The organism is Streptomyces cyaneofuscatus, assembly GCF_033109485.1.
In the GTDB taxonomy this organism is placed as follows: domain Bacteria; phylum Actinomycetota; class Actinomycetes; order Streptomycetales; family Streptomycetaceae; genus Streptomyces; species Streptomyces cyaneofuscatus.
In genome coordinates this window covers 7,047,413-7,061,830 of record NZ_CP137002.1, presented here as the reverse complement: position 1 = coordinate 7,061,830, position 14,418 = coordinate 7,047,413, and the positions used below count along the sequence as shown (strand labels likewise).

Sequence of the window (14,418 nt, the reverse complement as noted above, 5' to 3'; positions counted from 1 at the left end):
TGCTCGCGCCTGAAAATCAAACGGCGCGGCCGGGTGCGCGGCCCCGGCCCGCCGCCTTTGATCCTCCCACGACTGTGCGCGGTGTCCGGCCGCCGGTCCAGCAGCCGGACGCCACTTCATCAGGTCGAACGGGTCAGCGGGCCGCGAGCGCGGCTTCCCCGGCCTGCCGCATGGCCGCCAGCGGGGCGGGGCGCCGTCCGGTCATCTGCTCGACCTGGAGGAGCGCCTGGTGCACGAGGAGGTCGAGCCCTCCGACGACAGCGCCGCCGCGTGCCGACCAGGCCGAGGCGAGCGCCGTCGGCCACGGCTCGTACAGCACGTCGAAGAGGATGCCCGGGTTCCGCGGTACGTCGGCGGCCACGGCGTCCGTCGTACCGGCCGGGGTCGTGGCGATGACGAGCGGCGCCTCCAGTGCGCGCGCCCCCTCCGCCCAGTCCGCGACCCGGACGTCCACGCCGAGGCGCTGCCCCCAGCCGCGCATCTCGTCGCCGCGTTCCCGGCTGCGTACGTAGGCGGTGACCGGACCGGCGCAGATCACCGCGAGGGCGGCGAGGGCGGAGGAGGCGGTCGCGCCGGCGCCGAGGACGGCGGCGGACTCGACCTTCTCGACCCCGCGCTCCCGCAGGGCGGCGATCATGCCGGGGATATCCGTGTTGTCGCCGGTCCGCCGGCCGTCCTCGGTGAACACGACCGTGTTGACGGCCTCCACCGAGGCGGCGGTCGGGCTGATCTCGTCCAGCAGCGGGATGATCGCCCGCTTCAGCGGCATGGTCAGCGAGAGCCCCGCCCAGGAGCGGTCCAGCCCCTCGATGAACCCGGGCAGCGACCCCTCGTCGATCTCGAACCGGTCGTAGGACCAGTCGTCGAGGCCGAGTGCGGCGTACGCGGCGCGGTGCAGCACCGGGGAGAGCGAGTGGGCGATGGGCGAGCCGAGGACCGCCGCCCGGTGTGCGTCAGCCGAGGGCATCGAACTTTTCCTTGAGCTTGAGGTGCTCGTCGTAGGTCTTGGCGAACTCGGTCTTGTGCTTGCCGTCGGTCGCGACGAAGTAGAGCCAGCCCTCGGTCGTGGGGTTGAGGGCCGCGGCCAGGGCATCGGCACCGGGGTTGCTGATGGGCCCCGGGGTGAGGCCCTTCTGCGTATAGGTGTTGTACGGGTCCTTGTTGCTGAGGATCTCGGACTCGCTGATCTTGATGTTGCTCTGGTTGTTCAGGTAGTTGAACGCCGAGTCGAACTGCAGCAGCTGGTTGGTCTCCGTATTGGTGGGCTTGAGACGGTTGTAGACGACCTCGGCCATCTTCCGGAAGTCGTCGTGGGTCTTGCCCTCCACCTGGACCAGGCTTGCCACCGTGACCACCTGCCACGGCCCGTCGAGCTTGTGCTTCTTGGCGACGGCTTCCAGGTCGAGCCTGTCGTACTCCTTGTTGGCCCGCGTGACCATCCGCTTCAGCGCGTCCTCCGGCTTCGACCCCTTGGCGACCGGGTAGGCCGCCGGGTACAGGAAGCCTTCCAGAGGGTCCTTCAGGTCCGGGTTGTCGTCCGCCCAGCCGGGCAGACCCAGCGACTCCGCCTTGGTCTTGGCGATCTCCGCCGTGGTGCCCTTCTTGAGCCCGAGGCGAGCGTCGACCTTGGCGTAGACCGTGACGTTACGGGTGCCCTCGGGGATCACGAGCGCGTTCTGGCTCTTCGGGTCGAGCATCAGCTCGATCGCGCTGGCCGCGGACATCTCCTTGTTCAGGAGGTAGACGCCCGCCTGCAGCGACTTGCCCTTGGGGTTGTCGTTCTGCGCCGCGACGAAGGCGTCGGAGGACTTGATGACGCCCTTCTTGCGCAGGATGTTCGCGATGTCATAGCCGAAGGAGCCCTCGGGGATCTCTACCTCGACCTGCTCGGACGTGCCGGCCCCGGCGAAGTCGGCCGGGGCGCCGAACTGCTTCTTCCAGTACGTGTAGCCGACGTACGACACTCCCCCGAGGCCGCCGACCAGGACGAGCGAGACGACCAGGCAGGCGCAGCCGTTGCGGCTTTTCTTCTTCTTGCCCTTGCCGCCTCGGCGCTCGCCGTCGCCGCGGTCCCGGCGCGCGGAGCGGGAGGAGTCGTCGTCCGGGTCATCGTCGTCATCGCGGGGCTCACGGGCGGCGGGTTCGTCGGCGCCGGTGAAGAAAGGATGCGTCTCTTCCCGCTGCTCGTCCGGGTCCCAGTCGGTCGACGGCTTCTGCTGCTGCTCGGGCGCCTCGCGGCGGCCCGGCGGCTGCGGCGGGGGGTAGGCCTCGGGGGTGCCGTAGTAGTCGTGCGATTCGCCGTAGCCGGGCTGCTGCTGGGCGTACGGGTCCTGGGGCTCGGCCCCGTACGGCACGGCGGCCTGCTGCCCGGAGTCCCAGCCGCCGTCGTACTGCGGCTGGGCGGGGGGCTGCTGACCGTACGGGTCCTGCTGCTGCGCGCCGTACTGGTGCTGGTACTGCTGCTGGTGCGGCTGCTGCGGGTCGTACTGCTGGTGCTGGTCGTACGACTGCTGCTGCGGGTACTGCTGGTGGTTCTGGCTCTGGTGCTGCTGGTGGTTCTGGTGCTGCTGGGCGTACGGGTCCTGCGGATAGGACTGCTGCTGGTCGCCGTACTGGCTCTGGCCGTGGTCGGCCTGACGGCCTCCCCATCCCTGGTCCCCGTACAAGGGGTCCTCGGGATGCCACGGTTCGGAGCCGGGGCCCCGGCCATACTCAGTCATCGATCCCCTAGAGCCGCGAGACGACGTTCCGTCTCTTCGCTTCGCTGTGCGGTGTTTGTTCGAACCACCGACGCATCGCGCGGAACGTTACCGTATCGCGATCAGACAACCACTTCGACGCCCTCGCCCGGGGGATTGCCAGACGCCCGTTCGGACTCCAGAGCGTTCTGAAGGATCACCACAGCGGCAGCCTGGTCGATGACAGACCGGCCCTTCTTGGACTTCACGCCCGAGGCGCGCATGCCCTGAGCGGCCGTCACTGTGGTCATCCTCTCGTCCACCAGACGCACCGGAACGGGCGCGATCGAACTGGCGAACGCCTGGGCGAAGTCGCGGACCTTGGCTGCCGCCGGGCCCTCGCCGCCGCCGAGCGAGCGCGGCAGGCCGAGGATGACCTCGATCGGCTCGTACTCCTCGACGATCTGGCGGAGCCGCCGGTGGGCGGCCGGGACATCTCGTCCCGGCACGGTCTCCACCGGCGTGGCCAGGATCCCGTCGGGGTCGCACGAGGCGACCCCGATCCGGGCGTCCCCGACGTCGACGGCGAGCCGTCGTCCGCGGCGCATCTGCGTCATCCCGCCCGTCACGCCGTCTCGGTGACGAGGCGTTCGACAGCGGCGACGGCGTCGCCGATGGCGGCCGGGTTGGTGCCACCGCCCTGGGCGACGTCCGGCTTGCCGCCGCCACCGCCGCCGAGCGTCTTGGCGGCCGTACGAACGAGGTCACCGGCCTTGAGACCGCGTTCGCGGGCGGCCTCGTTGGTGGCGATGACGGTGAGCGGGCGGCCGTTGGCCGTGGTGAACAAGGCCACGACGGCGGGGCGGCCGCCCTGGATGCGACCGCGCACGTCGAGGACCAGCTTGCGCAGGTCGTCGGCGGAGGTGCCGTCGGGGACCTGGCCGGTGACCAGGGCGACGCCGCGTACGTCCTTGGCGGACTCGACCAGTCCGGCGGCGGCGGCGAGGACCTTCTCCGCGCGGAACTTCTCGATCTCCTTCTCGGCGTCCTTCAGCTTGCCGAGCATGCCCGCGATCTTCTCCGGGAGCTCCTCGGGACGGCCCTTGACCAGCTCCTGGAGCTGGGCGACGACCGTGTGCTCGCGGGCGAGGAAGTTGTACGCGTCCACGCCGACGAGGGCCTCGATACGGCGCACGCCGGAGCCGATGGAGGACTCGCCGAGCAGCTTGACCAGGCCGAGCTGGGCGGTGTTGTGGACGTGGGTGCCGCCGCACAGCTCCTTGGAGAAGTCGCCGATGGTGACGACCCGGACCCGCTCGCCGTACTTCTCGCCGAACTCGGCGATGGCGCCCTGCTTCTTGGCCTCGTCGATCGACATGACCTCGGCCTGGACGTCGAGTTCGCGCGAGAGGACCTCGTTGATCTTCTGCTCGACGTCGGTGAGGACCGTGCCGGGAACGGCGGCGGGCGAACCGAAGTCGAAGCGGAAGCGGCCCGGGGAGTTCTCCGAACCGGCCTGCGCGGCCGTCGGGCCGAGCGCGTCGCGCAGCGCCTGGTGGGTGAGGTGGGTGGCGCTGTGGGCGCGGGCGATGGCCCGGCGGCGGGTGGAGTCGATGGAGGCGAAGACCGGGGCCCCGACCGTCACCTCGCCGACCTGGACGACACCCTTGTGGACGTGGACGCCGGGCACCGGCTTCTGGACGTCGCGGATCTCGATCACGGCACCGGTGTCCAGCCGGATGCGGCCGGTGTCGGCGAGCTGGCCGCCGCCCTCGGCGTAGAAGGGGGTGCGGTCGAGGACGACCTCGACCTCGTCGCCCTCGGTGGCGGCGGGCGAGGGAACGCCGTCGACCAGCAGGCCGACGATGGTGGACTCGCCGGCGGTGGCGGTGTAGCCGGTGAACTCGGTGGCGCCGGAGGTGTCGGCGACCTCGCGGTAGGCGGACAGGTCGGCGTGACCGGTCTTCTTGGCGCGGGCGTCGGCCTTGGCCTTGTCGCGCTGCTCCTGCATGAGGCGGCGGAAGCCGTCCTCGTCCACGGAGAGCCCCTGCTCGGCGGCCATCTCCAGGGTCAGGTCGATCGGGAAGCCCCAGGTGTCGTGGAGCAGGAACGCCTTGTCACCGGCGATGACCTGGCCGCCGGCGGCCTTGGTCTCGGTGACGGCGGTCTCCAGGATGTTGGTGCCGCCCTTGAGGGCCTTGAGGAAGGCGGCCTCCTCGGCGAGCGCGACCGTCTCGATGCGCTTGCGGTCGGTGACCAGCTCCGGGTACTGGAGCCCCATCGTGTCGATCACGACGTCGACCAGGTCCTTGACGACCGATCCGGTGGCACCCATCAGGCGCATGTTGCGGATGGCGCGGCGCATGATGCGGCGCAGCACGTAGCCGCGGCCCTCGTTACCGGGGGTGACGCCGTCGCCGATGAGCATCACCGACGTACGGATGTGGTCGGCGACGACGCGGAGCGAGACGTCCGTGCCCTTCTCGGCGCCGTAGCGGACACCGGTCAGCTCGGTGGCCTTGTCCATGACGACGCGCAGGGTGTCGGTCTCGTACATGTTCTGCACGCCCTGCAGGATCATGGCGAGGCGTTCGAGGCCGAGACCGGTGTCGATGTTCTTCGACGGCAGGTCCCCGAGGATCGGGAAGTCCTCCTTGCCGTCGCCGGCGCCGCGCTCGTACTGCATGAAGACCAGGTTCCAGATCTCCACGTAGCGCTCGTCGTTGACGGCGGGGCCGCCCTCGACGCCGAACTCGGGGCCGCGGTCGTAGTTGATCTCGGAGCACGGGCCGCAGGGTCCGGGGACACCCATGGACCAGAAGTTGTCCTTCTTGCCCAGGCGCTGGATGCGCTCGGCGGGGACGCCGATCTTGTCGCGCCAGATGGCCTCGGCCTCGTCGTCGTCGAGGTAGACCGTGATCCAGAGCCTCTCGGGGTCGAGACCGTAGCCGCCGTCCTCGACGGAGCTGGTCAGCGCCTCCCAGGCGAGCTGGATGGCGCCTTCCTTGAAGTAGTCCCCGAAGGAGAAGTTGCCGCACATCTGGAAGAAGGTGCCGTGGCGGGTGGTCTTGCCGACCTCTTCGATGTCCGGCGTGCGCACGCACTTCTGCACGCTGGTGACGCGCGGGGCGGGCGGCTTGACCTCGCCGAGGAAGTACGGCTTGAAGGGGACCATGCCCGCGGGGACCAGCAGCAGAGTCGGGTCGTCCGCGATGAGCGACGCCGAAGGCACGGCGGTGTGACCGCGCTCCTCGAAGAAGCTCAGCCAGCGGCGGCGGATTTCAGCCGACTCCATCAGTGGTCCTCATTCCGGTTGTTCGATTTGTAGGGGAGCGTGCGGTACGTGTCGGGCCGGGCGGCGGACTCGGCCGACGCCTCCACGGCGTAGTGCCGCTGGACGGGGAGGTCGGGGTCGACCGGTGCCTCCAGGCCCAGGGCGCCGCCCAGTTCGGCTTCGCGCCGGACCATGTTGTCGCGGACGTCGAGGGCGAAGTCCTTGAGCTTGTGGCCGGTCTCGATCGCCTTGTCCGCGGCCTGCGCGGCGAGGCTCTCGGGCGTCAGCTGCTTGATCTTGCGGTTGACCTTGGTGGTGGCCCAGACACCGGCGGCTGCGCCGGCGGTGAACCAGAACGTGCGGCGGAACATCGCTGGATCAGTCCTTCTGTCCGCGGGTGTTTCGGCGTTCGCGCTTGCGTCCGCGCGCCGAAGGTACGGTCCGGCCGACGATCACCGTACGGCGGGAGGAGCGGCTCCGCGCCGGTTCCGGTCCGGGCTCGGGGGCGGTGCGGCGGCCGAGGGCCTGCCGGACGCCGTAGCCGAACGCCGCGACCTTGACGAGCGGTCCGCCGAAGGTGGAGGCGACGGTGGTGGAGAGCGCGGAGGCGTTGGAGGTGACCTCCTGGACGTCGCTCGCGATGGCGTCGACCTTGTCCAGCTGGGTCTGGGCGGAACGCACCGTCGCCGAGGCGTCGGCCAGCAGCGGAACGGCCTGTTCGGTCACGTCCGCCACCAGCTTGGTGGTCGCCTTGAGCGTCTGGGCGAGCCTCACCAGCACCACGGCGAGGAACGAGACCAGGATCGCCCAGAAGACGGCCACGAGGATCCCGGCCACCTCTCCACCGGACACTGTGCACCGCTCTCTGCTTGTCGCTTGTCTGCTTGTCGCTTGTCCGTCCACGAGCCTATCGCGCCGCACATCTCCTGCCGTACCGCATTCCCGGCGGACCCCGCCGCATTCTCCGGCGGCGGGGGCGGGGCCCGACGACCGGATTGTACGGAGAGCATGCGGGCCAGTACCCTGCGTGTTTCATGCGACGCCTGCAGCACCCCGTCACCGACCCGGATGATCCGGACTCCCCTCGTCCCGCCCCGGCCGGCAACGTCCCGGCGGAGCTGAACCGGTTCGTGGGCCGCGGATACGAACTGGCGGCGCTGGGCGGGCTCTTGGAGGAGTCCAGACTCGTCACCGTCGTCGGAGTGGCGGGCGTGGGCAAGACCCGGTGTGCCGGCCGGGTCGCCGCGCTGACGGAGAAACGGTACTGCGACGGGGTCTGGCTCGCCGAGCTGTCCCCGGTCCGCGAGCCCGGCCTGCTGGAGCACGCCGTGGTCGAGGCGCTCGGGCTGACCGACCACACGGGCAGACCGCCGCGCACCGTGCTCGTCGAGCACCTCCGTGAGCGCCGGGCGCTGCTGGTGCTGGACGGCTTCGAGCACCTCGTCGACGCCTGCGCCGACCTGGTGCGGGAGCTGCTGCGCCGGGCGCCGGGGCTCCGGGTGCTCGCGGCCGGGCGCCGCCCTCTTCTGGTGGACGGTGAAGTGACGTTCACCCTCGCCCCTATGTGCGACGAGGACGCCGTGGAGCTCTTCACGGAGCGGGCCCGCTCGGTTCGGCCGGACCGGGAGCCGACGGCCGGGGACCGGGCGGCCACGCTGGAGCTCTGCCACCGCCTCGACGGGATTCCGCTGGCGCTGGAACTGGCCGCGGGGCGGCTGCGCGCCCTCTCCGTCGGCCAGGTGCTGCTGCGCCTGGACGACCGGTTCCGGCTGCTGACGGGCGGCAGCCGCGGCGCTCCGCCCCGCCACCGGGCGCTGCGTACGGCCATCGGCTGGAGCCATGAGCTGTGCACGCCCGAACAGCGGCTGCTGTGGGCGCGGCTCTCGGTCTTCGCCGGGCAGTTCGACCTGGAGGCCGCCGAGTACATCTGCGGCGGCGCCGGTCTGCCGGCCGACGCGGTGCTCGACGTACTGGAGGAGCTGCTGGCGCAGTCGGTGGTGGAGCGTGAGGACGGTGTGACGGGCACCCGGTACCGGCTGCTGGAGTCGGTGCGCGAGTACGGCGCCGAGTGGCTGGCGGCGGCCGGGGACACCCGGCGGATGCGGCGCCGGCACCGGGACTGGTTCCTGGGGCTTGCGACCTGGTGCGAGCTGGACTGGTTCTCGCCGCGGCAGGCGGAGGTGGCGGCCCGGATCGACGCCGAACTGCCCAACCTCCGGCGGGCGATGGAGTGCTCCATGGAGAGCCCCGACGAGGTCCATCTCGCACACCACCTGGCGGGTTCGCTCTGGTTCTACTGGGCGGGGTGCGGGCGGCTGTCGGAGGGCCGGTACTGGCTGGAGCACGTACTGGAGGAGCCGACCCCGTACGACGCCTCACGGCTCAAGGTGCTGTGGGTGCTGGGGTATGTGGCGGTGCTCCAGGGGGACGCGGTCGGGGCGATTTCGGCGCTCCAGGAGTGCCGGGAGGAGGCCGAGCGGTCCGGGGACGCGACGGCTACGGCGTACGCGGTGCACCGTACGGGCTGCCTGGCGATCGTCACGGACGACCCGGCGCGCGCCGAGGAGCTGCTGCGGGAGGCGCTGGGGCGCTACCGGGAGATCGGCGAGCTGAACAGCAATGTGGTGATGGCCCAGGTGGAGCTGGCCATGGCGGTGGCGTTCCAGGGGGATCTGGACGCGGCGGCGGACATCTGCGAGGAGGTCCGGGAGCTCTGCGAGGACCACGGGGAGCGGTGGGCGCTGGCGTACGCGCTCTACGTCCTGGCGTACGCGGCGCTGCGGCGGGGGCTGCCGGAGCGGGCGCGGCGGATGCTCGGGGAGTGCCTGTCGATCGGCCGGACCTTCGACGATCTGCTTGCCACGGCGCTCTCGCTGGAGCTGCTGGCGCTGGTGACGGCGGTGGAGGGCGATGCCGGGGAGGCGGCGGTGCTCCAGGGGGCGGCGGAGCGGATCTGGCCCTCGGTGGGGCTGCCGCTGTTCGGCTCGGTGTATTTCGGGCGGCCGCGGGTGGAGTGCGAGGAGCAGGTGCGGCGGGAGCTGGGGGACGCGGCGTACGAGGCGGGGCTGCGGGCCGGCCGTCGGCTGGACCGGGCGGCGGCGGTCGAGCGGGCGCTGAGTGGGGGCGGCGCCCGGGAGCGTCGCGACACGCCCGGAGCGGAGAGTGGTCCCTCCACCGGGGGAACGCGAAGGCCCGCCGCCTCCCGGATGACAGAGAGGGGCGGGCCGGAGCGCTGGTGAGAGCGGCTACGCCTGGATCAGCGGGCGTAGTACTCGACGACGAGCTGCTCGTCGCAGATCACCGGGATCTCCTTGCGGTTCGGGTCCCGGTCCAGGCGGAAGGCCAGGGCCTTCAGGTTCACCTGGAGGTAGCGCGGGGTCTCACCGTCGGTGTCGTAGCCACCCTCGCGGGCCACCTGGAAGGGGACCTTGGAGCGGCTGCGCTCGCGGACCTGGACGATGTCGTCCGGGCGCACGCGGAAGGACGGCTTGTCGACCTTGCCGCCGTTGACCTCGATGTGGCCGTGGACGACCATCTGACGGGCCTGGTAGATGGTGCGGGCGATGCCCGAACGCAGGACCAGGGCGTCGAGACGGCGCTCGAGCTCGACGACCAGCGCCTCGCCCGTCTTGCCTTCGGCCTTCTTGGCGCGGTCGTAGGCGCGCGCCATCTGGCGCTCGCTGATGTCGTACTGCGCACGCAGGCGCTGCTTCTCCAGCAGACGGACCTTGTAGTCCGAGTTCTGCTTGCGGCCACGGCCGTGCTCGCCCGGCGGGTACGGACGCGCTTCGAAGTACTTGACAGCCTTGGGCGTCAGAGCGATGCCGAGGGCACGCGACTTCTTGACCTTGGGACGCGACTGGTTAGGCACGTTCTCCAGACCTCCGTTGTAGGTTAGGTTAGGCTTACCTTACTCAAGGAGATCGCATGTCTCGCCCTGGGAACACCACTCACGTCACGGACAGCACAGACAGCGGCAGCACCTCTTCAGAGGGTGCTGCTACGACGGAAGGCCGATCTGATCGTGGTCAGCCGCGTCCCAGCGGGCTTGATACCACTCGGATGCCGTCAGCAGCCGAGCGCACACGAACTCTCGTACAGAGTACCTGCTCCGCGCTGCTCGTCGTACCGGGGCTCGATCTGGCCCGTGCCGAACCCCTGGTCCCGGACAGCAGGAGCGTCGGGCCGGAGGGTGACCTGTTCCTCGAATTCCCGGCGGATTCCCCGGCAGTTCGGGCCGCGACCCACGCACAGGGCGACGAGCTGACGGCCGTGCTGGAGATCACGGACGTCGCCCCGGTCTCCGTACCCCACCGTATCCGCGGCCGCGCCTGGGTCTCCGGCTGGCTCACCTCCGTACCCGGCCTCGCGGAACCGGGCCGCATGATGCTGCGCCTGGAGTTCGGAGAGGCGTACGTGGACGACCTCTGGGGCGCCGAGGACATCGAGGCGGAGGACTTCCGGGACGCCGCCCCCGATCCGCTCGCCGGCCACGAGGCGGAGCTGCTCCAGCACCTGCACTCCGCCCACGACGACCAGATGCGCACCCTGTGCGGGCTGCTGGGCGAGCGCACGGCGCGGGCCTGCTCCTCCCACCAGCCCACCGCCGTGCCCGTGGCGCTGGACCGCTTCGGGCTGCGGGTGCGCTTCGTGGAGGACAAGGGGTCGTGCTTCGACGCCCGCTTCGAGTTCCCGGAGCCGGTACGGGACGTCACCGAGCTGCGCCGCGCGATGCACACCCTCTTCGAGGCGGCCGCGTCCTGATTCCGGGACCGCCGCCGTCGGGTCAGGACGGGTCCGCGCCTTGGGGAGTACGGCCCAGGCGCTCGCGGACCCGCTCGACCACGTCCGCGTACCGCGCCTCCGCGCCGTGCCGGGTGGGGGTGTAGTACAGCCGGTCGCGGACCGCGTCCGGCGCGTACTGCTGGGCGGCGATACCGCCCTGGACGTCGTGCGGATAGACATAGCCCTGGGCGTGGCCGAGCTTGGCGGCGCCCTTGTAGTGCCCGTCCCGCAGATGGGCCGGGACGGGTCCCGCGAGCCCCTTGCGCACATCCTCCTGCGCGGCGGAGATCGCGAGCGTCGCCGCGTTGGACTTCGGCGCGAGCGCGAGGGCGATCGTGGCGTGGCTGAGGGTCAGCGCAGCCTCCGGGAATCCGATCATCGCGACGGCCTGGGCGGCCGCCACCGCCGTCGGCAGGGCGGTGTGGTCGGCGAGGCCGATGTCCTCGCTGGCGGAGATCATCAGCCGCCGGGCGATGAACCGGGGGTCCTCCCCCGCCTCGATCATCCGGGCCAGATAGTGCAGGGCGGCGTCCACGTCGGAGCCGCGGATGGACTTGATGAGCGCGCTGGCCACGTCGTAGTGCTGGTCGCCGTCGCGGTCGTACTTCACGGCGGCCCGGTCGACGGTCGCCTCGACCGTCTCCAGCGTGATCTCCGCCTCGTGCGTGGCGAGCGCCGCACCGGCCGCCGCCTCCAGGGCCGTGAGCGCCCGGCGCGCGTCGCCGCCCGCGATGCGCAGGAGGTGCGCCTCCGCGTCCTCGGGCAGGGTGACGGCTCCCCCGAGCCCGCGCTCGTCGGTCAGCGCCCGGCGCAGCAGACCCCGCAGGTCGTCGTCGGTGAGCGGCTCCAGGGTGAGCAGCAGGGAGCGCGAGAGCAGCGGGGAGATGATCGAGAAGTACGGATTCTCCGTGGTGGCGGCGATCAGGGTCACCCAGCGGTTCTCCACGGCGGGGAGCAGGGAGTCCTGCTGGGCCTTGGAGAAGCGGTGGATCTCGTCCAGGAAGAGGACGGTCTCCTTGCCGAAGCCACCGGTGGCACGCCGCGCGCTCTCGATGACGGCCCGGACCTCCTTGACGCCCGCGGTGATCGCGGAGAGCTCCACGAAGCGCTTGTTGGTGGCCTTGCTGACCACGTACGCCAGAGTCGTCTTCCCGGTGCCGGGCGGGCCCCACAGGATCACCGACGACGCGCCGGCCGGACCGCCGCTCCCCTCGACGAGCCGGCGCAGCGGCGACCCCGGCTTCAGCAGATGCTGCTGGCCGACGACCTCGTCCAGGACTCGCGGACGCATCCGGACAGCGAGGGGGCTGCTGGACGGGTCCTTCTCCTGGCGGTCTTCGGCGGCTGCGGTAAAGAGGTCGGGCTCCACGTCATGAAGCCTATGCGACCCCACTGACAGTGCCGTCGGGCCGGTGGGCGGACGGGGCTCAGCTGGTCCAGAAGCACCTACCGAATTGGTAGGTGCTTCTCAGCTGGTCCAGAAGTCCCACCAGCGCGTCAGGATCAGCATCCCGATGATCCCGATCCACAGCACCGGCGGCACCCAGTGGAACTCGGTCAGCCCGCTGCGCAGCCACGCGGGCGCGGGGAGGATGCGGTGCTTGACGTTGTGCGTGGTCACGTAGCAGAACATGATGATCGTCGCGACCCAGGCCAGGCAGCACCACAGGCAGAGCGAGTTGATGTTGTACAGCGACTGGTACTGGAGCCAGGTGCAGAAGCCGACGCCGAACAGGGTGCCCGCGTTGAGCCCGAGCCAGAACCAGCTGCGGTAGCGGGCGCCGGCGAGCAGGCCGATCCCGATGGCGATGACCATGCCGTACGTGACCAGGCCGAGCATCGGGTTGGGGAACCCGAACGCCGAGGCCTGCTCGCTCTTCATGATGTTGCCGCACGCAACGACCGGGTTGAGGCTGCAGCCGGGCGTGAAGGAGGGGTCCTCCAGCAGCTTGAACTTGTCGATGGTGATGACCCAGGAGGCCAGCAGACCGGCCGCGCCGGTGATCACCAGGAGCAGGGCGAGTCCCCGTCCGGCCCCGAAGGTGCGCTTGCCGCCGTCCTCGTCCAGGTGGGACGGGGAGTGGTGGTCTACCGCTGCAGTCGTCATATCGCCGTTCCATCACTGAGTGGTCAGCCGGGCACGGTCATTGTGCCGCACCCCCGGACGGGTCAGCCGTTCGGTGGACATAAAGGTGTACGGCCGGTGGGCGGGGCACAGCCCACCCACCGGGCCCCGGCACGGTCCGGGCTTCTTGGGTCGGAAACGGTTCGGCAGGATGAATCAGGCTTCTCCGTGTTGACGTACGAGGCCGGGCACGCAACGACAGAAGCGCGGTGGGGGACCGTGAAACCCGTCCCCCACCGCGCCCCGCTGCGCCGTGCCTCGGCCCAGCCGCTTCGTCAGCCCAGCAGCTTCGCCAACTCCGCGACGACCTCGGCCAGCGGCACCGCGCTCTGCTCGCCGGACTCCATGTCCTTGAGCTGGACGACGCCCTCGGCCAGATCGCGTTCGCCCGCGACCAGGGTGTAGCGGGCGCCCGAGCGGTTGGCGCTCTTCATGGCGCCCTTCAGGCCGCGGCCGCCGAAGGCGAAGTCGGCGGCGATGCCCGCGCGGCGCAGCTCGGTGACGACGGTGAAGAGGGCCCGGCGGGCCTCCTCGCCGAGCGGGACCGCGTAGACGCTGGTGGTGACGGGCAGGTCGAGCTCGACGCCCTCGGCCTCCAGGGCGAGGACCGTGCGGTCCACGCCGAGGGCCCAGCCGACCGACGGCAGCGCGGGGCCGCCGATCATCTCGGAGAGGCCGTCGTAGCGGCCGCCGCCACCCACCGCGGACTGGGAGCCCAGGCCGTCGTGGACGAACTCGAAGGTGGTGCGGGTGTAGTAGTCGAGGCCGCGGACGAGCTTCTCGTCGTCCTCGTACACGACTCCGGCCGCCGTCAGCAGCGCGCGGACCTCCTCGTGGTACGCCTTGCAGGCGTCGCAGAGGTAGTCGCGGAGCTTGGGCGCGTCGGTGAGCTGCTTCTGTACGTCGGGCCGCTTGTCGTCCAGGACGCGCAGCGGGTTGATCTCGATGCGGCGGCGGGTCTCATCGTCGAGGTCGAGGTCGCGCAGGAAGGTCTGGAGCGCCTCGCGGTAGACGGGGCGGCACTCCTTGTCGCCGAGCGAGTTGAGCAGGATGCGGAACTGGCGCAGGCCGAGCGAGCGGTACGCCTGGTCGGCGAGGATGATCAGCTCGGCGTCCAGGACCGGGTCCTCGGTGCCGATGGCCTCGGCGCCGACCTGCGAGAAGTGGCGGTAGCGGCCCTTCTGCGGGCGTTCGTAGCGGTAGTACGAGCCGGCGTACCAGAGCTTTACGGGGAGGTTGCCGGCCTTGTGGAGGTTGGCCTGCAGGGCCGCGCGCAGGACGGACGCGGTGCCTTCGGGGCGCAGGGCCAGCTGGGAGCCACCCTTGGTGGTGAGGGTGTACATCTCCTTGGTGACGATGTCGGTGGACTCACCGACACCGCGCGCGAAGAGCTCGACGTCCTCGAAGCCGGGTGTCTCGATGTAGCCGTAGCCGGAGTCGCGCAGGGGCGCGGAGATGGCCTCGCGCACCGCCAGGAACTTCGCGGAGTCCGGCGGGGTCAGGTCGTACGTGCCCTTGGGGGCCTGAAAGGTGCTCACGTGGTTTGCGTCTCTCGT

12 protein-coding genes are annotated in these 14,418 nt (G+C 70.8%); 2 read left to right on the top strand and 10 right to left on the bottom strand.

What is annotated here, in order from left to right; translation table 11 throughout:
• Window positions 1–133: 133 nt before the first annotated feature.
• The 6 genes from R2B67_RS31215 to R2B67_RS31190 form a co-directional block, all read right to left on the bottom strand.
• Window positions 134–967 carry a shikimate dehydrogenase gene (locus tag R2B67_RS31215; RefSeq protein WP_317822628.1) on the bottom strand — a complete coding sequence of 278 codons (834 nt, stop codon included), beginning with the start codon at window positions 965–967 and terminating at the stop codon, window positions 134–136.
• Entirely contained in the window at window positions 954–2,720 is a 1,767-nt protein-coding gene (mltG, locus tag R2B67_RS31210) for an endolytic transglycosylase MltG (RefSeq protein ID WP_317822627.1), read from the bottom strand. Before mltG ends, R2B67_RS31215 begins: the two co-directional genes overlap by 14 nt.
• Window positions 2,721–2,821: 101 nt before the next feature.
• The gene (ruvX, locus tag R2B67_RS31205; protein ID WP_030574131.1) at window positions 2,822–3,295 is read right to left on the bottom strand and encodes a Holliday junction resolvase RuvX; all 474 of its coding nucleotides are present in this window, start codon (window positions 3,293–3,295) and stop codon (window positions 2,822–2,824) included.
• Between the two features lie 8 nt (window positions 3,296–3,303).
• A complete protein-coding gene (gene alaS, locus R2B67_RS31200) occupies window positions 3,304–5,973 on the bottom strand; it encodes an alanine--tRNA ligase (protein WP_237324936.1) in 2,670 nt (889 codons plus the stop codon).
• Window positions 5,973–6,323: a DUF6167 family protein gene (locus R2B67_RS31195; RefSeq protein ID WP_018515215.1), complete on the bottom strand. Its 351-nt coding sequence runs from the start codon at window positions 6,321–6,323 to the stop codon at window positions 5,973–5,975. Before R2B67_RS31195 ends, alaS begins: the two co-directional genes overlap by 1 nt.
• 7 nt (window positions 6,324–6,330) lie before the next feature.
• Window positions 6,331–6,789 (bottom strand): DUF948 domain-containing protein, encoded by a 459-nt coding sequence (locus R2B67_RS31190; protein ID WP_317825000.1) that lies wholly within the window; start codon window positions 6,787–6,789, stop codon window positions 6,331–6,333.
• 197 nt (window positions 6,790–6,986) lie between these two features.
• Between R2B67_RS31190 and R2B67_RS31185 the strand changes: the two genes are divergently transcribed.
• Window positions 6,987–9,191, top strand: coding sequence for an ATP-binding protein (locus tag R2B67_RS31185; protein WP_317822624.1), 2,205 nt, complete (start codon window positions 6,987–6,989; stop codon window positions 9,189–9,191).
• Between the two features lie 17 nt (window positions 9,192–9,208).
• Here the strand turns inward: R2B67_RS31185 and rpsD are convergent, their stop codons facing one another.
• Window positions 9,209–9,823, bottom strand: a complete 615-nt coding sequence (gene rpsD, locus R2B67_RS31180) for a 30S ribosomal protein S4 (RefSeq protein ID WP_003970343.1) — start codon at window positions 9,821–9,823, stop codon at window positions 9,209–9,211.
• A 191-nt stretch (window positions 9,824–10,014) separates the two neighbouring features.
• Between rpsD and R2B67_RS31175 the strand changes: the two genes are divergently transcribed.
• Window positions 10,015–10,716, top strand: a complete 702-nt coding sequence (locus R2B67_RS31175) for a DUF2470 domain-containing protein (RefSeq protein WP_151511543.1) — start codon at window positions 10,015–10,017, stop codon at window positions 10,714–10,716.
• A gap of 22 nt (window positions 10,717–10,738) precedes the next feature.
• On the opposite strand, the gene R2B67_RS31170 is transcribed toward R2B67_RS31175, so the two are convergent.
• The 3 genes from R2B67_RS31170 to hisS form a co-directional block, all read right to left on the bottom strand.
• Entirely contained in the window at window positions 10,739–12,106 is a 1,368-nt protein-coding gene (locus tag R2B67_RS31170; protein WP_317822621.1) for a replication-associated recombination protein A, read from the bottom strand.
• Window positions 12,107–12,205: 99 nt separating this feature from the next.
• The gene (locus R2B67_RS31165) at window positions 12,206–12,844 is read right to left on the bottom strand and encodes a vitamin K epoxide reductase family protein (RefSeq protein ID WP_030574147.1); all 639 of its coding nucleotides are present in this window, start codon (window positions 12,842–12,844) and stop codon (window positions 12,206–12,208) included.
• A gap of 293 nt (window positions 12,845–13,137) precedes the next feature.
• Complete coding sequence (gene hisS, locus R2B67_RS31160) at window positions 13,138–14,400, bottom strand: histidine--tRNA ligase (protein ID WP_317822617.1); 1,263 nt, start codon at window positions 14,398–14,400, stop codon at window positions 13,138–13,140.
• Window positions 14,401–14,418 lie beyond the last annotated feature (18 nt).